Here is an 18429-nt window from a genome sequence, read left to right as displayed (position 1 = left end):
TAAAAATATAAAGAACCTTTCTAATTAGAGGCAGATTTCAATGCTTCGGAAACATCTATTTTTTTTCCATCTCTATAAGCCACAACAAAACAGTCTTTATAGCCTTTAGATTTGGCTTGTATTTGAAGTTGTTTGATCTGGCTATAATCAGACGTATAGCCATAAAAGTATTTATAAAAGTTACCCACTTTTTCTCTGGAGATATCGTTTAAACCTTTAAAATTATAAGATTTAGGCTCTAGTTTTTTTGAACTGGCAGCTATTTGAACTTTAAAAACAACATTATCTATAATTTGAGGCTCTTCAACTTCGGAAGGTACGGTATTAGAATCGTTATAAATATTCTCCCCAACATTTAAATCTAATTGCTTTTTGTAATCTAAAATAGCATCTGTTATAGATTTAGACATTTTTGATTGTCCGGTTTTCGAATTTAAATATGATCCTTCTTTTTTGTAAGTCAAAAAACCTGTTTCTACCAATACACTTGGCATATACGTATTGTGCAATACCCAGAATCCGGCTTGCTTTACACCTCTACTTTTACGCTTTTGCTGAGATTTAAAGTTGTCTTCAATATAACGTGCCAACCTGATACTCTGATCAAGATAGTCTTCTTGTATTAAACTTAATGTGATGAATGATTCAGGAGAATTTGGGTCAAAACCTTCATAGTGTTTTTCATAATCAGATTCTAAGAAAATCACTTCATTCTCTTTTTTTGCAATCTCAAAGTTACGCTGATTAGCATGCAAACCTAACACGAAAGTCTCAGTCCCGTTTGCTGAAGAATTATGAGCATTACAATGCACCGAAACAAATAAATCGGCATCGGCATCATTTGCAATTTTAGCACGACCTCTTAAGGTTACAAACACATCTTTTGTCCTGGTATAAATAACCTTAATGTCTTTGTTCTTTTCAAGTTCCTTACCAACCTGTAAAACAATATTTAATGCAATATTACTTTCCCTGTAGCCATTGCCGACATTACCAGAATCATGACCACCATGACCAGCATCTAAAACCACAACAAACTTATCGCTGTTTTTCTGAAAAGCGTGAGCAGATGTTAAAAAACTTGTAATTAACAAAACTGTTAATACGAATATATAATGTAGTGTCGTTCTCATACGTGTTTAACGTTTAATCAACTTGGTTTATTTTTTAAGTCTTATAAAAGCTAGCTAATATAGGCTTTAGAAACTTTAGATAAATTAATTGAATTATAAATTAATCATAAAAAATATATGTAATTTTGGCAATTCAAAAACCGAGCCATACTTTAGCAAAAATACATTTAAAAGCATTGCGTACAAAAAGCTTACACATACTTTTTACCCTAAGTTTTACCATGTTTATTAACATGTTTTGCTTCGCACAAGAGTTGCCTAAATCTAAGGAGACTATCAAGCCAAAACCTTTAAATGACTCAATTTCAGTAACTGTTGACGACTTATTAGCTCCTCCTGTTAATGTAAGAGAAAATGATAGTATTGCTAATGATTCCATTCCGAAGAAAAAAAAGAAGGAAACTTTAGAAGGGATCGTCAATTATAAAGCTAAAGATTACGTTAAACTCAACCAAAGAATTAATCAGACGACATTATTTAATGAGGCCGAAGTGACCTATACTGACATGAATATTAAAGCAGGTATCATTGTCATTGATCACAGTAAAAATCTCGTTTATGCAGGTCGGCTTAAAGATTCAGCAGGAGTTTACACGCAAAAACCGGTATTCACTCAAGGGCAAAGTGTCATAGAACCCGACTCGATTATATTCAATACTTTAACCAAAAGAGCGCTTGTTTTTAATTCTAAAACGGAACAAAGTGGCGGAATCATTATCGCTGAAGTCACAAAAATGGAAAACGATTCGATTCTCTTTATTAAAAACGGAAAGTTTACTACTTCAGAAAACGAAGAAGATCCCGAATATTACTTTAAAATGAGGAAGGCAAAAGTCGTTCCCGGAAAAAAAGTAGTTACAGGGTTAACAAATCTTTTTATTTATGATGTGCCAACACCTATAGGATTGCCTTTTGCTTATTTCCCGATGACTAATAAACAAACCTCTGGTGTAATTATGCCTACTCCAGGACAAGATTTAGGAAGTACAGATAGAGGGTATAACTTACAAAACGGTGGATATTATTTTGCCATCAGTGATTATTTAGATCTGGCTGTATTAGGAGATTATTACACCAACGGTAGTTATGGTTTGCGTTTAGAATCTAATTATGGTTTGCGTTATAAGTTTAGAGGAAATCTGAGCTTTAGGTACGAAAATCTTATTAATGGTGAGCGTGGCTTTCCAGATTTTTCAAAATCTACGATATATAATATTAGGTGGTCACATAGTCAGGATGCCAAATCTAATCCCAATTCTCGATTTTCAGCATCTGTAAACTTGGGTAGTAGTCGGTATTTTCAACAATCTATTAATCAATTAAACCTGCCAAGCACACAAAATAATACGTTAGCATCTTCGATATCGTATTCTAAAACATTTCAAGGTGAGCCACAGGTCAATTTGAATGTTACTGCTACGCATTCTCAAAATACAAACACCGAACAAATTAATATGACCTTACCGACGCTTCAAGGTAGTGTTGGACGTATGTTTCCTTTTGCTCCAAAAGTTGGCAGTAAAAAGGGTGTCATTCAAAATATCAACTTTCAGTACAATGTAAGAGCTGAAAACAGAATTCAAACAACAGACTCTCTGTTTTTTAAATCTGAAATGTTCGATGATGCACGTATTGGAGCCTTACACTCGATTCCTGTATCTACGAATTTTAAAGTCTTTAAATACTTTAGTATGAGTGCCAGTGCTAATTTTGAAGAAAACTGGACGCTTAATACCATTAATCGATTTCAAGATGAAGATGGTGACATTATAACTGAAGACTTAAATCAGTTTGATCGTTTCTTTACTTACAATTTCAGTACAAGTATTGGAACAACTATCTATGGGATGTTTAATTTCGAAAAGAAAGGTAAAAACCCAAAAATTCAAAAAATAAGGCATGTCATGCGACCATCTATTAGCTATAATATTAATCCGGCTTTTGATGAGTATTATGATACGTATGAGATTATTGATGCAGATGGAACGACAGTTGCCGACTATACAAGATTTGAAGGCGCTTTGTTTGGCTCGCCTAATAAAACCTTCTCAAGTTCTATGGGAATTTCCTTAGGAAATAACTTTGAAGCTAAAATTAGAGATAATGATAGTACAGCAACTGAGCCAAAGAAAATCAAACTTTTAAACAACCTTAACTTTTCAACCTCATATAACTTTGCTGGAGATTCGTTACAATGGAGTCCGTTACGTGTCTCTGGAGGAACCACCTTACTCAAAGACAAAATGAATGTCAATTTTGGAATGGTACTCGACCCATATGCCTTAGATAATAATAACAGGAAAATTGACCAGTTTAATATTGATAATGGCGGAAGTTTATTTCGACTAACTTCAGCGTCTTTAAACGTGAGTTACTCCTTATCTAGTAAAACATTTGAAGGTGATGGTGAAGACGACCGAGCAACGCAAGAATCCCTACGTAATGGTGGTCGTGCAGATGACCTTTTTGGAAAACCTCAAGATTTTGCCGATCAGCGATTATCTGATGACGACCGGGACAAAGATAAAGGCGATGAAGAAGAAGAATCAGAACTGTATAACTACATACCGCCTTGGAGTTTGAGATTGGCATATGCGGTAAATTATAGTAATTCGGCACGACAAAATGAAATTTCGAGTAACTCTTTAATGTTTTCAGGAGATGTCGAATTATCACCGCGATGGTCAGTTGGTGTTTCATCTGGTTATGATTTTGCCAATAAAGGATTTACTCAAACCCAATTGCGTTTTGAACGAGATTTATTAAGCTGGCGCTTGAATTTTAGCTGGGTACCTTTCGGCACCTATAAATCATGGAACTTCTTTATAGGAATACGTTCTAACCTACTTAAAGATCTTAAATATGACAAGCGTAGACAGAGAGATCAACAACTATAAATTAACGTCTTATGAAAACAATCATTAATACACCTCATGCTCCTGCTCCTATCGGACCGTATAATCAGGCCGTTTTAACAGGAAACACACTCTATACCTCAGGTCAAATTGCAATTAATGTGGAATCAGGTGAACTGGTTTTAGACTCTATTACGGCTGAAACAGAACAAGTCATGCAAAATTTGAAAGCGGTTTTAACTGCTGCTGACATGACTTTTGAGCATGTAATTAAAACCTCAATATTTATTAGTGATATGCATAATTTCTCTGAAATTAACGAGGTGTATGCTAAGTATTTCAATGCCGACACAGCTCCTGCACGCGAAACAGTTGAGGTCGCAAATTTGCCAAAATTTGTGAATGTTGAAATTAGCATGATTGCTGTCAAATAGGATTCTGGCAGAGTTATAAACAATCATTTCTTAAAAACTTCACCACTTAGGTGTTTTATAATAGTATCATCGGTTTAATTTTGAACTATAATACTAAACAACTTAACTATGCTTAAAATTTTACTAACAACTACTCTACTCTTTATTTCAACCATTGCTTTTGCTCAAAAGGAATTTGAAAAGTCACTAGACTCAGTTCAAACACTAGATGACGTAACACTATTTTTTAAGAAACATAAGAAAGCTAAAGGAAAAGTGATAGTATTTAATGAAGAAAAGCACAAAACACAAATGGCACAGGACATTTTTAAGATGAGTGTTGGCGCTAAGAAATACTTTAAAGATGCGCCACAAAAAACCTATTATAAAGTCATTGAAAAATATGAAATCCCTTACTACAAAGTCAGTTGTGTGTTTTTAGACGGACATAAAAAATCAATTGAGGATATAAATACTATCAGACAAACGGTGATTTCTAAATACGGAAAAGGTTACAGGTTTGAAGATCTGGCTAAACAGTATTCTATGGATATGTCTGCTAAACAAGGTGGTGATTTAGGCTGGTTTACAAATGGTGATTTGCATCCTGATTTTGAATCTGCTGTAATTGATGGCGCTTATAATGTCGATGATATCTTTACGTTAGACATACCAGATATTAAAGCCTATTATGTAGTTTTAATAACAGAAGACAAAAAACTAATTGAAGAAGCTAAAGTGTTAAAAGTTACAGAACCCAGAAAGTAATGCAATTGTTTTACAACCCAGATTTAACCCAAACCGATACTGAAATCAAGTTTTCAAAAGATGAAAGTCGGCATATTGTAAAAGTACTTCGTAAATCTGTTGGTGACTCGTTGCATATTACCAATGGAAAAGGTTGGTTGTTTTTGGCTGAAGTAATGATAGCTGATATCAAAAATTGTTGCGCTACGATTAAGTCTGCTACTTTTCAAGCCCAAAAAGATTATCAATTACACCTTGCTGTTGCTCCAACTAAGATGAACGATCGTTATGAATGGTTTTTAGAGAAAGCTACTGAAATTGGTATTGATAGTATCACACCTATCTTCTGTGACAATAGTGAGCGTCGTGTGATAAAAATAGAACGGTTTGAAAAAATTCTTCAAACTGCAATGAAGCAATCACTAAACAGTTACTTACCAAAATTAAATGAAGCACAGCATTTTAAAGATTTTATAACTCAGGATTTTAAAGGTCAGCGTTTTATTGCACATTGTGAAGACACAGACAAAACATCGTTAAAGCGCAAATTAAAGTCTAATGAAGATGTAATTATTTTAATAGGTCCCGAAGGTGATTTTAGCACTTCTGAAATTAAACTCGCAATCAAGCATAACTTTAAACCTGTAATGTTAGGCGAAACTCGATTACGAACAGAAACAGCTGCAATTGTAGCCTGTCATTCGGTTGCTTTTAGCAATGAATCATAAGTTCATATAAAATAGTTTAAAATATTGTATTTCAGTATTTTGAAAATTATGATTAAAAATTTTAATAGCTTTGATTTATTTGAGTATTAATAAAATAATGGAATCATAAATAACGTTAAAACCTATTCATCATCTATTTAAATTTTTATTTTTGGTATATGAGATATCTATTAAAAACATTCAGAAGTCTTTATATAATAGTACTGTGTGTGATGTGGTTTTCTAGCACAACAGCTTCTGCTCAGGATTTGGCTATTGTTAAATATAAAGGCGGTGGCGATTGGTATAGTAATCCGACTGCGCTACCAAATCTAATTGCGTATTGTAATGATAATATTAAAACCAAAATGAATACCAAGCCACAAGTGGTTGAAGTTGGCAGTATTGATATTTTCCAGTTTCCGATGTTACATATGACAGGTCACGGAAATGTATTCTTTACCGATGAAGATGCTGACAACCTGAGAACATATTTAGTTTCTGGTGGCTTTTTACATATCGATGATAATTATGGTATGGAGCCTTACATAAAAGAAGAGTTGAAAAAAGTATTTCCAAACCAGGAACTGGTTGAACTACCTAAATCTCATGAAATTTTCAATACTGCATATAAATTCCCAGGTGGTTTGCCGAAAATTCACGAGCATGACGGCAAGCGTCCGCAAGCATTAGGCATTTTTGAAAAAGACCGCTTAGTATTGCTTTTTACTTTTGAAAGTGACTTAGGTGATGGCTGGGAAGACCCTGAAGTTCATAATGATCCCGAAGACGTGAGAGAAAAAGCACTTAAAATGGGAGCTAACATTGTAAAATACGCGTTTGAAAACTAAGGATAACCTATTTTAATGCAACTCGACCACTACTCTACAAATTTTACTCCTAAGAATTTTCCTGTCACTTTAGTCTGTGAACAGGTGACCAATGCACCTAATGTTGGAAGTTTATTTCGCACTGCCGATGCATTTGGTATTGAACAATTAATTTTTTGTGGTGAGCAAATTCCTTTAGGTCGTAAAATGACTAAAACGTCAAGAGCAACCGAAAAAGCAGTAAATTTTCAAGTTACTACAGATGCTCTTACAGTCGTTTCAGAATTAAAGACCAAAGGATATTTTATCATTGCGCTAGAAATCACATCTAATAGCACTGCACTTACAAATTATACATTTCCGAAGCATACACCGATAGCTTTGATTATTGGTGACGAGAATTTTGGTGTATCCGAATCCTTGCTAAACATAAGTGATGCTGTGCTTCATATTGATATGTATGGTCAAAATAGTAGTATGAATGTGGTTCAGGCTACAAGTATAACTTTATACGAAATCACAAAGCAAATTAAATAAAGTCTTTATATTTATAGTGTAAAACTAATTCAATGAATTCTAAAGCCATTGCAAATGGAATCCTTAGAGCTGTAGGCATTATTCTTGCTGTTGCTCTGGTATTATATTTCTTATATAAAATACAATCGGTTATTGTTTACATTCTCATTGCAGCTGTAATATCGCTTATTGGCAGACCAATAGTTATCTTTTTGAGACGACGCTTAAAATTTAAAAACACTTTTGCCGTGGTTGTTACCATGGTTTTTCTTATTGGAATTTTTGCAGGAATCATAAGTTTATTAATTCCGTTGATTGTTGAACAAGGTCAAAATTTATCTCTATTAGATATTGACCAACTTAAAATTAATATTGAAGAATTATACAAAGCGTCTATTCAATACCTTGAACTCAATCATATCGATGCCGAACAAGCAATTAAAGAGTCTAAAATTCTTTCAAATCTCGACTATAGTATTATTCCAAACTTCTTAAATAGTTTTGTAGCTGGTATTGGAAGCTTTAGTATTGGCTTGATGTCTGTATTATTTATTGCGTTTTTCTTTTTAAAAGACAGCAACTTATTTCAGCAAGGTATTTTAACCTTTATACCCAATGAAAAGGAATCAAATACCAAACGATCTTTTAGTAAGATTTCAGATTTACTTTCCCGTTATTTTGTCGGTTTATTTTTTCAGATCCTAATTCTGTTTGTGATTTATACCATCGGCTTACTTATAATTGGAGTAAAAAATGCTGTTGTCATCGCCTTTTTATGTGCATTAATTAATTTAATTCCTTATTTAGGACCATTAATTGGAGGTGCTTTAATGCTGCTTTTAGTAATGACAAACAACTTAACGGATAGTTTTAGTGAGGTGATTTTACCAAACATAATCTATACGTTAATCATTATTACTGTAGCGCAATTAATTGACAATTTTTTCAGTCAGCCATTTATCTTTTCTAAAAGTGTAAAATCCCATCCACTAGAAATTTTCTTAATCATCATCATTGCTGGATTGCTTTTTGGGGTCGTTGGAATGATTGTCGCAGTACCAAGTTACACAGCTATAAAAGTGATTTTGAAAGAATTCTTATCAGACAATAAAGTGGTTAAAAAATTAACACAAGGGCTGTAAAAATATTTTGAATACTGAAATTTTAAATACTGAAGTTCAAGATTTTATTACCAATAATCTAGCTGCTGATATTTCTAAACTCATACTCAAAGGCACAAACTTCAAAACGGTAAGCACATTAGAAATTATTGAACAAATCGAAGCCAAAGGAAAGAGCAAAAATAAGTTGCCAACCTGGTTTGCTAACAAAGATATTTACTATCCCAATAAACTTAATATTGAACAAACTTCATCTGAAATCACTGCAGCATATAAATCAGAATTGCTCTCAGGAAAGTCACTAATAGATCTTACTGGAGGCTTTGGTGTAGATTGTTATTATTTCGCTAAAAGCTTTGAAACTGTAACGCATTGTGAGATTGACGAGGACCTCTCACAGATTGTTGCCCATAATAATATTCAATTAGGTATTACAAACATTCAAATAATAGCCTCAAATGGTATTGAACACCTACTTGCGTCAAAAAATACCTATGATTGGATTTATATAGATCCGTCGCGACGACATGAGCAAAAAGGGAAAGTTTTTTTCTTAAAAGACTGTTTGCCAGATGTGCCAAAGCACTTAAATTCGCTTTTAAAGCATAGTAATTCAATAGCTATAAAAACATCTCCTCTATTGGACATTTCAGTTGGAATAAAAGAATTGCAGTATGTAAAAGACATCCATGTTGTAGCTGTAAAAAATGAAGTTAAAGAGCTCATTTGGATAATAGAAAACGGTTTTGATAGTACAATTACTATCAAAACCGTTAATATATTAGCGGACACAAAAGATGTATTTTCTTTTTCATTAAACGGTGAATCTAAAGCATCTGTGACTTATGAGTTACCGTTACAATATCTTTATGAGCCTAATTCCTCTATTCTTAAATCTGGAGGTTTTAATTCTTTGGCTGAAACTTATAAGCTTTCGAAGCTACACCAACACTCGCATTTATACACTAGTGATCATTTGGTTGATTTTCCCGGCCGAAGGTTTAAAATTGAAACTGTATTAGCTTACAATAAAAAGAGCCTAAAAGCGCTTGGGTTATCTAAAGCCAATATAACAACCAGAAATTTCCCTGAAACTGTACAACAAATTCGTAAGAAGCATCGTATAAAAGATGGTAGTCAAAACTACTTGTTTTTTACAACAAATGTTCACAACGAAAAAATTGTAGTTGTTTGTTCAAAAATCTAATTAAAGACTTTCTGGAGTTGCATCAGTAAGATAGTTGTCTGTATCGACTTCTAAGTCAAAGCTCATACACTGATTCATAGTGTAGACAACTTTTTCATCTCTTAGTCCTGTAGTATTTTTTTCAACATTAAAAATAACATTACCTTCAGCAAACATTAAATAGCTAGAGCTATTACCTGGAGCCAAGTCTTGTACAGTATGAAGTACTACACCTTCAGCAGTTGCAATTTGTAATGTTACAACAACACTTCCGTTATTAGTAATTCTAGCTTGTGGATCGACACCACTACAAGGTGGATTCTGAGAGTTTGGTGCAATAGCGTTTTCTAAGAGAAATGATTCTTCAAATTGCTCATTTTCAATAGATTCTACTGAGCAATTAAAACATGTAGTCATAACAACAGCACACAAAATTGTGTATTTAAGTAGGTTTTTCATCGATTTGGGGTTTAATGAAATATGTAGACAAATGTAATCCTAAAATTGAATTAAACAAACTATTTTATCGATTAAATGATTAAAATACTCGACAAAATACACTTGCAAATCAAAATCACCGATGAAATACACTACAAAAACACTGATATTCTACGTGTTTTCAGAATCATATTGCTTTAAAAGGATTAGATAATTAATGTATTATTATATAGCAAGTTACACGAAACATGTAGCAAATTTATCTTTGGCTAAAAAAGTGTTTAAAAGCTTTTGCATATACCTATGTAGCATTACAATGAATCACAAACGTTATGAACTGCTTTTTTTGTTATGAATCAACTCAAAAATGTCTGCTAGAAATAAATCACTATCAATTGGTGTTATACCATATTCAGACTCAATTTTCTTGAGTGTAGGTTCCAAATCCAAATCAAATTCATGTAAAGACGTTAAGTCTGAGATATAGCAATTATAAAAACCAATTCCTATAATCTTGTCAAAAAAATCAACAGCTATAGATTCATAGTTTTGTATTCGTACGTTTTCAACAAACTCAAAAGGAACGTTGGCTCCGGGTCTGGGTAATTCTTGATGATTCTTTTTATAATCTATAAACTGAATCTTTAAATTTTCAATAGCTTGATATTTAGTGTTGCCATAAGCGAATAGACCTGACCAATTGGAGAATCTTGCTCCAAATTCGACATCATTTTGCTCTGTACTATGATTTTTCCAAGTTTCAATAGGATAATCATCAAAATCCCATTCCGACTTCAAATATGACAATAAGAATTTTAGTTTCGCTTTTAGATAGTTCACCTTACTTATAGCTAAATTGTTTATGGTTTCATTTTTGAATAAAAACAAGAAATCCCTTCCAAATACATGAAAGGGATTCTGTGAGCCCTGAAGGATTCGAACCTTCGACCGCCTCCTTAGAAGGGAGGTGCTCTATCCAGCTGAGCTAAGAGCCCTCAATTGTGTCGGGGTGGCAGGATTCGAACCTGCGACCTCCGCGTCCCAAACGCGGCGCGATAACCGGGCTACGCTACACCCCGAATGGTTATCAACTTTTTTGAGGAATTAAAATTTAATTTCTCTAAAAATTCGAGGTGCAAATATATATCTTTTCTTTAAAAGTTGACAACTTTTATTATTAAATTTAAGCATAAAATTTATTTTAATGAAATTTGTTAGTCAATCCGTATTCATTATCAGTTTGATAAGTCTTTTAACTTGTGCTCAAGACAAAACACCTATTAATAATAATCATTCGCATGAAGTGGTTGTTTCAGAACTAAATAACCCCTGGGCATTTATCTTTCTGCCAGATAATTCAATGCTTATAAATGAGAAAGCTGGAAAAATTATTCATTTTAAGAATGGAATTAAAACAGAAATAAAAGGTGTTCCCTCTGTTTACAATCGTGGTCAAGGTGGCTTGCTAGATATAAAACTTCATCCTGATTATAAGACAAATGGTTGGATTTACTTGACTTATGCGTCTTCTGAAGGTGAAGAAAAAGGCGGACATACAGCATTGATGCGTGCCAAATTAAAGGATAATAACTTGATTGAAAAAGAAGTATTATATAAAGCAACACCAAACACAACCAGAGGTCAGCATTTTGGATCGCGCATAGTGTTTGATGACCAAGGTTATGTGTATTTTACAATTGGGGAGCGTGGTAATCGTGATGAAAATCCACAAGATATCACTCGTGACGGCGGTAAAGTTTATCGTTTAAATGATGACGGCTCTATTCCTGATGATAATCCGTTTATTGGTGAAAAAAATGCAAAAACAGCTATTTATTCCTATGGTCATCGCAATCCGCAAGGCATGGTCATACATCCAGAAACCCGTGAGATATGGACTCACGAACACGGTCCTAAAGGTGGAGACGAAATCAATATTATTGCATCTGGAAAAAATTATGGCTGGCCAGTAATTACTTATGGTGTAAATTATATTGGCACCAAAATCACCGATAAAACGGCTCAACCTGGTATGGAACAACCTCTTCACTACTGGGTGCCTTCTATTGCTCCAAGTGGTATGGAATTTATTTCAAGCGATAAATACAAAGGATGGAAAGGAAATTTATTGGTAGGCTCATTAAAATTTCAGTACTTAGATAACTGTTATATTAAAGATGGAAAAATCGTTAAAGAAGAACGTCTTCTTGATGGTTTAGGGCGTGTACGTTCAGTAAACCAAGGTCCTGACGGATATATCTATGTTGGAATTGAAAATCTAGGAATCGTAAAACTCATAAAAACAAAATGAAATTAAAAGTCATCACTATAATAACAGTAGCTCTATTTGTCTCTTGTAATTCTTCAGAAAAAAAGCAAGACATTTCAAAAGTTGATGAGACAATAGCATCTAAAACGCAACAAGATCCAGATTTAACTGAAAGCATGAAACGCGGGAAAGTTATTTACACCGATTTCTGTGTGAGTTGTCACATGCCAAATGGCAAAGGTGTGCCAAAAGCGTTTCCACCTTTAGCAAAGTCGGATTACCTTATGAATAATCGTATTGAAAGTATTAAATCAATCAAATACGGACAATCTGGAGAAATCACTGTAAATGGGATAACATATAACGGAACAATGACGCCATTAGGACTGGAAGATTCTGAAATTGCTGATGTTATGAACTATATCACCAACAGTTGGGGAAATTCAAACTCTAATTTAATAACCGCTAAAGAAGTTTCAAAAATAGAAGAATGATTTTATATCATTATTACTAAATTTGCTCAAGTTAAACTTAGATATAAAATATGCTCATAATTGGAATAGCTGGTGGAACAGGATGTGGCAAAACAACTGTTGTAAATCAGATACTTAACGAATTACCAGAAGGTGAAGTTGGCGTGATATCTCAAGATTCGTATTATATGGATACCTCACACTTGAGTTTTGAAGAACGTAAAAAAATAAATTTTGACCATCCACGATCTATTGACTTCGAATTGCTTGAAGCACATCTTGGAGAATTACGAAAAGGAAAACCTGTTGATCAACCTGTATATTCGTTTGTAAAACATAACAGAACTGGTGACACCATTACAACTAATCCAAGAAAAGTAATGATTGTTGAAGGTATTTTAATATTAACAAACCCAGAATTAAGGGAAATGTTTGATATTAAAATCTTTGTGCATGCCGATAGTGATGAACGTTTAATACGACGTTTAAAACGTGATATTTCTGAGCGTGGGCGTGATATAGACGAAGTGTTAAGTCGATATCAATCGACACTTAAACCAATGCATCAGCAATTTATTGAACCTATGAAAGAGTATGCAGATATTATCATACCAAACAACAAATACAATACAGTTGCAGTTGATATAGTAAAAACTATTATCAACGAAAAATTAAATTAATGCTCAAGTACTTAAAGAACATATTTGTGATTGTTTTTATCGTTTTTGCGATATGGATGCTATTTATCGATTCAAACTCGTTACTTATTCATCGTGAATTAAATCAAGATATCGAAGATTTAGAAAACGAAAAAGATTATTATAAAAAGGAAATTGAAAAAGATAAAAAGGCAATTAAAGAACTGAGTACTGACGAGGGTGTTGAGAAATTAGCAAGAGAAAAATATTATATGAAGAAGGATAATGAAGACATTTACATTATTGAATATGAAGACAGCTTAAACCTTGAGAAAAAAGATGAGTAAAGTATTATTTAAGGAGTTTTCAGAAGTCTCATCAAAACAATGGAAGCAAAAAATTCAAGCCGATTTAAAGGGAGCTGACTATAATAAGACTTTAATTTGGCACACCAATGAAGGCATTGATGTGAAGCCTTTTTATCACGCTGATGAATTTGATGATGTTCTGAAAATTCCAGAATCTAAGGCAAGTGAGTTTAAAATTTGCCAGTCCATATATGTGGCAAATACTGAAAAATCTAACGCCAAAGCTGTTGATGCCATTTCCAGAGGTGCCGAAACTATTGAATTTATTATTCCTTCTGAAACTGTTTCTATTGAACAACTACTAAAAGGAATAGACCTTAGCAGGACTCCTATTTCCCTGGAATTACAATGTCTTTCGTCGGAATATATCAGTACAATCCCTTCTTCGGAAAACATAACTATTTCCGTTGATATTATTGGGCATTTGGCAAAAACCGGAAATTGGTACCATAACTTAAAAGACGATCATAAACATTTTGAAAGCATAGTCAAACAAACCAATACCATCAGTATTAATCTGGACGTTTACCAAAATGCTGGTGCTCATATAGTGCAACAATTAGCCTATGCCCTAGCGCATTTAAATGAGTACTTCAATCATTTTAAAGACTTGCTTGATGACAACCAAAAAGAAAGCCTAAACGTTATTTATAATGTGTCTGTCGGCACCAATTACTTTCTTGAAATTGCGAAACTAAGAGCGCTACGAGTATTACATACAACTTTGGCAACTGAATATGCTATGAATGCCGTTTGTACGATACATGCAACACCAACGAAGCGAAACAAAACAATTTACGATTACAATACAAATATGTTACGTACGACTACAGAATGTATGAGTGCAATTTTAGGTGGTGCAAATCGAATTTCTAATATGCCTTACGATGCGATTTATCATAAAGATAATGAGTTTGGAGAACGTATCTCCCGTAATCAGCTTCTGGTTTTAAAACACGAGAGTTATTTTGATAAGGTTGATAATCCTTCTGATGGTGCATATTATATTGAAAGTTTAACATCTCAGCTTTCTGATAAAGCTCTGGACGTATTTAAAGCTATTGAAGCAGGTGGTGGATTTCTATCTCATTTAAAAGAAGGCACTATTCAGAAAAAAATAAAAGAAAGTGCTCAAAAGGAACAACAACAGTTTGATACTGGCGAACTGGTATTGTTAGGTACCAATAAACATCCGAATGCAGATGATAAAATGAAGCAGGATTTGGAAATTTATCCTTTTGTAAAATCCAATCCAGTTAAAACCTTAATAGCACCAATTATTGAAAAACGCCTCGCCGAAAAGATAGAACAAGAACGACTTAAAACCGAATAAATTAAAAATTATGAAAATAAAATTAGCGCTCATAGCAATAGGTCTATGCCTTTTTAATTGCAAACAAGATGGGTCTCAACAAGACAAAGTAAAACTTGATTATAAACACGCATCGCGAACACAAGTCATCGATTGTGATGGTGTTGATAATACACTGATTCAGGAGGCTCTCTTTGCTTTTGAAGATGATATTCTTAATTTTTACACACCTGATAAACCTATATATTCAAGAGCCTATAGTCTGTTTGTAAGTCAGTCATTAACTGGTGTTGCAGATTATCCTAAAATGGTATCAGAACATTCTAAACAAGTATTTGAAGCTTTAAAACAAGATAAAAGCTTGTGGACTACTAATCCGGATGGTAGCCGTTTAAATTTTAACCATCCACTTTTTAAGTGTATTGGAAATGAAATTGCAGATGAGCCACTAAGCAAGACCTATAATGCATTAATTGATACAAAAAGTATGAGTCTACGTATGTTTGGTGACCAATTAAAACGTAAAACTTTCGGGATGAAAGATGATAAGTATTTAGCAACGTATGTTGCCTTAGAGTTGTTTTACGGAAAATTATATGATGTAGACTTTAACAAACAATCTAAAGATGATAATTATGAGGAAAATAGCGGGTTGAAAGAGCATTCATCTCATGATGGACATAATCATTAATTAATGAATTTCAGACTGATTTTTATAGTAGTTTGTCTTATTTTTTCAAATTGTAAAGAAGCTTCTGTAAAGAAAAAAGAGAATGATGTTGTTGGAGAATACTTTGAACTAGATAACGATAATATTAAACTTTTTTTACCTGCCTATTTTGAAAGATTTTCTGAAGAGGAATACGATAAGGTTATAAGTAATTTGCCTGATTCAGAAGAAAAACGAATTGAGAGAAAACGATTTAACTATTTAAAATACTCTAAAGGACATATTTATTTTTTTAAAGACTTAGCCTCATCAACTTTAATCAGCGTGAAAATGGGATCATATTTACCGTTTAGTAAAGAAGAATCATCTCAAATTTTGGGAATACTATCAAGTTCCTGCAATAGTTATGCTGAGTTATTTGATATGAATTGTGAAAAAATAACTGCTGGTTATTCAGATACTTACAAAACTAAAGTTTTTAAGGCTGCATACAGATTAACAGATGAGAATGATTATAGCACTTACAATACAGTATATTTTATTTCATCAAACTATAAGACATTTTCAATAGATATATTTTCAAACACAAATAAAAACTATAATTCATTTATAGAAAAAATAGTTGTGAAATGACGAGAAAAAACCTCCAACATTTAAAAATCAATACAAAGGCTAATGTCAGAAAGGCCAATACCAATCCGTCTTTCAAAACTGCTGAAGACATCCTGGTAAAACCTTCATATTCTAAATCTGATCTTGAAGATGTAGAGCACTTAAACTTTATTGCCGGAATAGCACCAAACCTACGTGGACCATATTCGACTATGTATGTTAGACGCCCTTGGACTATACGTCAGTATGCAGGTTTTTCTACTGCTGAAGACAGTAATGCCTTTTACAGAAGAAACTTGGCTGCTGGTCAAAAAGGCCTATCTGTGGCATTTGATTTGGCGACTCATCGTGGCTATGATTCTGACCACGAACGTGTGGTAGGTGATGTTGGGAAAGCTGGCGTTGCCATTGACAGCGTTGAGGATATGAAAATCCTATTCGACCAGATTCCTTTAGATAAGATGTCGGTGTCTATGACCATGAATGGTGCTGTATTACCCATTATGGCGTTTTATATCGTTGCGGCTGAAGAACAAGGTGTTGCTCCAGAGCTATTGGCAGGAACCATTCAAAATGATATTCTGAAGGAGTTTATGGTTCGTAATACGTACATCTATCCTCCTACACCTTCTATGAAAATCATTTCAGATATTTTTGAATACACGAGCAAGCATATGCCCAAATTTAATAGTATCAGCATTTCGGGATATCATATGCAAGAAGCTGGTGCAACCTGTGATATCGAATTGGCTTACACCTTAGCAGATGGTTTAGAATACATTAAAAAAGGTCTTGAAGCAGGTATGGATATTGACACCTTTGCACCACGTTTATCCTTCTTTTGGGCTATCGGCATGAACCATTTTATGGAAATATCCAAAATGCGAGCGGCTCGTATGCTTTGGGCTAAATTAGTGAGTCAATTCAATCCTAAAAACCAAAAATCATTAGCGCTTCGTACGCATTGTCAGACTTCTGGTTGGAGCTTAACAGAACAAGATCCGTTTAATAATGTCGCGCGAACAACCATTGAAGCAGCTGCAGCAGCTTTTGGAGGTACACAAAGTTTGCATACAAATGCTTTGGATGAAGCTATTGCATTACCAACCGATTTTTCGGCACGAATTGCCAGAAACACGCAAATATTCTTACAAGAGGAAACAGGCATAACCAAAACTGTTGATCCATGGGCTGGTAGCTATTACGTTGAAAAACTAACGCATGATATTGCCCAAAAAGCCTGGTCACTTATCGAAGAGGTTGAAGAACTTGGCGGAATGACCAAAGCTATTGAAGCTGGGATTCCTAAATTACGAATTGAGGAAGCTGCAGCACGAAAACAAGCCAGAATTGACTCTGCCCAAGATATTATTGTTGGTGTAAATAAATACCGTTTAGAGGAAGAAGATCCTATAGCTACACTTGAAGTTGATAACCAAACGGTAAGAAACGGTCAAATTAAACGTTTAAATCATATAAAAGCGACAAGAAATACAGACGCTGTAAATCTGGCATTGTCAAAATTAACTGAAGCAGCACGTACAGGCGAAGAAAATTTATTAGCTTTAGCCGTTAATGCTGCGCGAGAGCGAGCAACTCTCGGAGAAATAAGTGATGCTTTAGAAGCTGAATTTGGTCGCTATAAAGCACAAATAAAATCCTTTTCTGGTGTGTATAGTAAAGAAATAAAAGATGACGAAAGCTTTAAAAAAGCTAGAGAATTAGCCGATAAATTTGCAGAGCAAGATGGAAGGCGTCCACGCATTATGATAGCCAAAATGGGACAAGATGGCCATGATCGTGGTGCTAAAGTAGTCGCAACAGGCTATGCAGATGTTGGGTTTGATGTTGACATCGGCCCTTTATTTCAAACACCTAAAGAAGCTGCAAAACAAGCTGTAGAAAATGACGTACATATTTTAGGCGTATCATCCTTAGCTGCAGGGCATAAGACGCTAGTACCTCAAGTTATACAAGAACTTAAAAATTACAACCGAGAGGATATTATGGTGATTGTTGGTGGTGTGATTCCTAAGCAGGATTATCAATATTTATTTGATGCTGGTGCTGTTGCTGTATTTGGTCCAGGAACAAAAATTAGTGATGCAGCAATCAAAATCTTAGAGATCTTAATTGATTAA

At 33.9% G+C, this 18429-nt stretch carries 19 protein-coding genes and 2 tRNA genes; 16 read left to right on the top strand and 5 right to left on the bottom strand.

Annotated elements, in window-relative coordinates:
* Positions 1 to 20: 20 nt before the first annotated feature.
* A complete protein-coding gene (locus tag H7350_RS06310) occupies positions 21 to 1133 on the bottom strand; it encodes an N-acetylmuramoyl-L-alanine amidase family protein (RefSeq protein ID WP_204345053.1) in 1113 nt (370 codons plus the stop codon).
* A gap of 125 nt (positions 1134 to 1258) precedes the next feature.
* Here H7350_RS06310 and H7350_RS06305 point away from each other — a divergent pair, with 125 nt between their 5' ends.
* The 8 genes from H7350_RS06305 to H7350_RS06270 all read left to right on the top strand — a co-directional run bounded on the left by H7350_RS06305 (position 1259) and on the right by H7350_RS06270 (position 9529).
* Entirely contained in the window at positions 1259 to 4030 is a 2772-nt protein-coding gene (locus H7350_RS06305) for a putative LPS assembly protein LptD (protein WP_204345052.1), read from the top strand.
* An 11-nt stretch (positions 4031 to 4041) separates the two neighbouring features.
* Positions 4042 to 4422: a Rid family detoxifying hydrolase gene (locus tag H7350_RS06300; protein ID WP_204345051.1), complete on the top strand. Its 381-nt coding sequence runs from the start codon at positions 4042 to 4044 to the stop codon at positions 4420 to 4422.
* Between the two features lie 108 nt (positions 4423 to 4530).
* Positions 4531 to 5169 carry a peptidylprolyl isomerase gene (locus H7350_RS06295; protein ID WP_204345050.1) on the top strand — a complete coding sequence of 213 codons (639 nt, stop codon included), beginning with the start codon at positions 4531 to 4533 and terminating at the stop codon, positions 5167 to 5169.
* Positions 5169 to 5876: a 16S rRNA (uracil(1498)-N(3))-methyltransferase gene (locus tag H7350_RS06290; protein ID WP_204345049.1), complete on the top strand. Its 708-nt coding sequence runs from the start codon at positions 5169 to 5171 to the stop codon at positions 5874 to 5876. Before H7350_RS06295 ends, H7350_RS06290 begins: the two co-directional genes overlap by 1 nt.
* Positions 5877 to 6088: 212 nt before the next feature.
* A complete protein-coding gene (locus H7350_RS06285) occupies positions 6089 to 6706 on the top strand; it encodes a DUF4159 domain-containing protein (RefSeq protein WP_420825363.1) in 618 nt (205 codons plus the stop codon).
* 15 nt (positions 6707 to 6721) lie between these two features.
* Entirely contained in the window at positions 6722 to 7222 is a 501-nt protein-coding gene (locus H7350_RS06280; protein ID WP_204345047.1) for a TrmH family RNA methyltransferase, read from the top strand.
* A 32-nt stretch (positions 7223 to 7254) separates the two neighbouring features.
* Positions 7255 to 8343, top strand: coding sequence for an AI-2E family transporter (locus H7350_RS06275; protein ID WP_204345046.1), 1089 nt, complete (start codon positions 7255 to 7257; stop codon positions 8341 to 8343).
* Positions 8344 to 8350: 7 nt separating this feature from the next.
* The gene (locus H7350_RS06270) at positions 8351 to 9529 is read left to right on the top strand and encodes a THUMP-like domain-containing protein (protein WP_204345045.1); all 1179 of its coding nucleotides are present in this window, start codon (positions 8351 to 8353) and stop codon (positions 9527 to 9529) included.
* On the opposite strand, the gene H7350_RS06265 is transcribed toward H7350_RS06270, so the two are convergent.
* The 4 genes from H7350_RS06265 to H7350_RS06250 all read right to left on the bottom strand — a co-directional run bounded on the left by H7350_RS06265 (position 9530) and on the right by H7350_RS06250 (position 11025).
* Positions 9530 to 9967 carry a hypothetical protein gene (locus H7350_RS06265; RefSeq protein ID WP_204345044.1) on the bottom strand — a complete coding sequence of 146 codons (438 nt, stop codon included), beginning with the start codon at positions 9965 to 9967 and terminating at the stop codon, positions 9530 to 9532. It lies immediately after the preceding gene.
* Between the two features lie 309 nt (positions 9968 to 10276).
* Positions 10277 to 10753 (bottom strand): hypothetical protein, encoded by a 477-nt coding sequence (locus H7350_RS06260; protein WP_204345043.1) that lies wholly within the window; start codon positions 10751 to 10753, stop codon positions 10277 to 10279.
* Positions 10754 to 10867: 114 nt separating this feature from the next.
* Positions 10868 to 10941: transfer RNA gene (locus H7350_RS06255), tRNA-Arg, on the bottom strand.
* A 9-nt stretch (positions 10942 to 10950) separates the two neighbouring features.
* A tRNA-Pro gene (locus tag H7350_RS06250) sits at positions 10951 to 11025 on the bottom strand.
* Positions 11026 to 11150: 125 nt separating this feature from the next.
* Between H7350_RS06250 and H7350_RS06245 the strand changes: the two genes are divergently transcribed.
* Genes H7350_RS06245 through scpA form a run of 8 tightly spaced genes read left to right on the top strand, consistent with a single transcriptional unit; the run spans position 11151 to position 18429 of the window.
* Entirely contained in the window at positions 11151 to 12257 is a 1107-nt protein-coding gene (locus tag H7350_RS06245) for a PQQ-dependent sugar dehydrogenase (protein ID WP_204345042.1), read from the top strand.
* A complete protein-coding gene (locus H7350_RS06240; RefSeq protein WP_204345041.1) occupies positions 12254 to 12709 on the top strand; it encodes a c-type cytochrome in 456 nt (151 codons plus the stop codon). Before H7350_RS06245 ends, H7350_RS06240 begins: the two co-directional genes overlap by 4 nt.
* Positions 12710 to 12759: 50 nt before the next feature.
* The gene (gene udk, locus H7350_RS06235) at positions 12760 to 13368 is read left to right on the top strand and encodes a uridine kinase (RefSeq protein WP_204345040.1); all 609 of its coding nucleotides are present in this window, start codon (positions 12760 to 12762) and stop codon (positions 13366 to 13368) included.
* Positions 13368 to 13673: an FtsB family cell division protein gene (locus tag H7350_RS06230; RefSeq protein ID WP_204345039.1), complete on the top strand. Its 306-nt coding sequence runs from the start codon at positions 13368 to 13370 to the stop codon at positions 13671 to 13673. The genes udk and H7350_RS06230 overlap by 1 nt, the downstream gene beginning before the upstream one ends.
* Positions 13666 to 15027 carry a methylmalonyl-CoA mutase subunit beta gene (locus H7350_RS06225; protein ID WP_204345038.1) on the top strand — a complete coding sequence of 454 codons (1362 nt, stop codon included), beginning with the start codon at positions 13666 to 13668 and terminating at the stop codon, positions 15025 to 15027. Before H7350_RS06230 ends, H7350_RS06225 begins: the two co-directional genes overlap by 8 nt.
* Before the next feature lie 10 nt (positions 15028 to 15037).
* Complete coding sequence (locus H7350_RS06220) at positions 15038 to 15697, top strand: hypothetical protein (protein ID WP_204345037.1); 660 nt, start codon at positions 15038 to 15040, stop codon at positions 15695 to 15697.
* A 3-nt stretch (positions 15698 to 15700) separates the two neighbouring features.
* Positions 15701 to 16309, top strand: coding sequence for a hypothetical protein (locus H7350_RS06215; protein WP_204345036.1), 609 nt, complete (start codon positions 15701 to 15703; stop codon positions 16307 to 16309).
* Positions 16306 to 18429 (top strand): methylmalonyl-CoA mutase, encoded by a 2124-nt coding sequence (gene scpA / locus H7350_RS06210; RefSeq protein ID WP_204345035.1) that lies wholly within the window; start codon positions 16306 to 16308, stop codon positions 18427 to 18429. Before H7350_RS06215 ends, scpA begins: the two co-directional genes overlap by 4 nt.

This window comes from Psychroserpens algicola (assembly GCF_014526325.1).
GTDB classification, from domain to species: Bacteria; Bacteroidota; Bacteroidia; order Flavobacteriales; family Flavobacteriaceae; genus Psychroserpens; species Psychroserpens algicola.
Note: the sequence above shows the minus strand (reverse complement) of the source record. Positions and strands in the feature narration are given on the sequence as shown.

Bases quoted from the DNA above. Each gene is read 5' to 3' on its own strand.
- H7350_RS06310 (WP_204345053.1), bottom strand. From the start codon at position 1,133: ATGAGAACGACACTACATTATATATTCGTATTAACAGTTTTGTTAATT.
- H7350_RS06300 (WP_204345051.1), top strand. From the start codon at position 4,042: ATGAAAACAATCATTAATACACCTCATGCTCCTGCTCCTATCGGACCG.
- H7350_RS06295 (WP_204345050.1), top strand. From the start codon at position 4,531: ATGCTTAAAATTTTACTAACAACTACTCTACTCTTTATTTCAACCATT.
- H7350_RS06290 (WP_204345049.1), top strand. From the start codon at position 5,169: ATGCAATTGTTTTACAACCCAGATTTAACCCAAACCGATACTGAAATC.
- H7350_RS06285 (WP_420825363.1), top strand. From the start codon at position 6,089: ATGTGGTTTTCTAGCACAACAGCTTCTGCTCAGGATTTGGCTATTGTT.
- H7350_RS06280 (WP_204345047.1), top strand. From the start codon at position 6,722: ATGCAACTCGACCACTACTCTACAAATTTTACTCCTAAGAATTTTCCT.
- H7350_RS06275 (WP_204345046.1), top strand. From the start codon at position 7,255: ATGAATTCTAAAGCCATTGCAAATGGAATCCTTAGAGCTGTAGGCATT.
- H7350_RS06265 (WP_204345044.1), bottom strand. From the start codon at position 9,967: ATGAAAAACCTACTTAAATACACAATTTTGTGTGCTGTTGTTATGACT.
- H7350_RS06245 (WP_204345042.1), top strand. From the start codon at position 11,151: ATGAAATTTGTTAGTCAATCCGTATTCATTATCAGTTTGATAAGTCTT.
- H7350_RS06240 (WP_204345041.1), top strand. From the start codon at position 12,254: ATGAAATTAAAAGTCATCACTATAATAACAGTAGCTCTATTTGTCTCT.
- udk (WP_204345040.1), top strand. From the start codon at position 12,760: ATGCTCATAATTGGAATAGCTGGTGGAACAGGATGTGGCAAAACAACT.
- H7350_RS06230 (WP_204345039.1), top strand. From the start codon at position 13,368: ATGCTCAAGTACTTAAAGAACATATTTGTGATTGTTTTTATCGTTTTT.
- H7350_RS06225 (WP_204345038.1), top strand. From the start codon at position 13,666: ATGAGTAAAGTATTATTTAAGGAGTTTTCAGAAGTCTCATCAAAACAA.
- H7350_RS06220 (WP_204345037.1), top strand. From the start codon at position 15,038: ATGAAAATAAAATTAGCGCTCATAGCAATAGGTCTATGCCTTTTTAAT.
- H7350_RS06215 (WP_204345036.1), top strand. From the start codon at position 15,701: ATGAATTTCAGACTGATTTTTATAGTAGTTTGTCTTATTTTTTCAAAT.
- scpA (WP_204345035.1), top strand. From the start codon at position 16,306: ATGACGAGAAAAAACCTCCAACATTTAAAAATCAATACAAAGGCTAAT.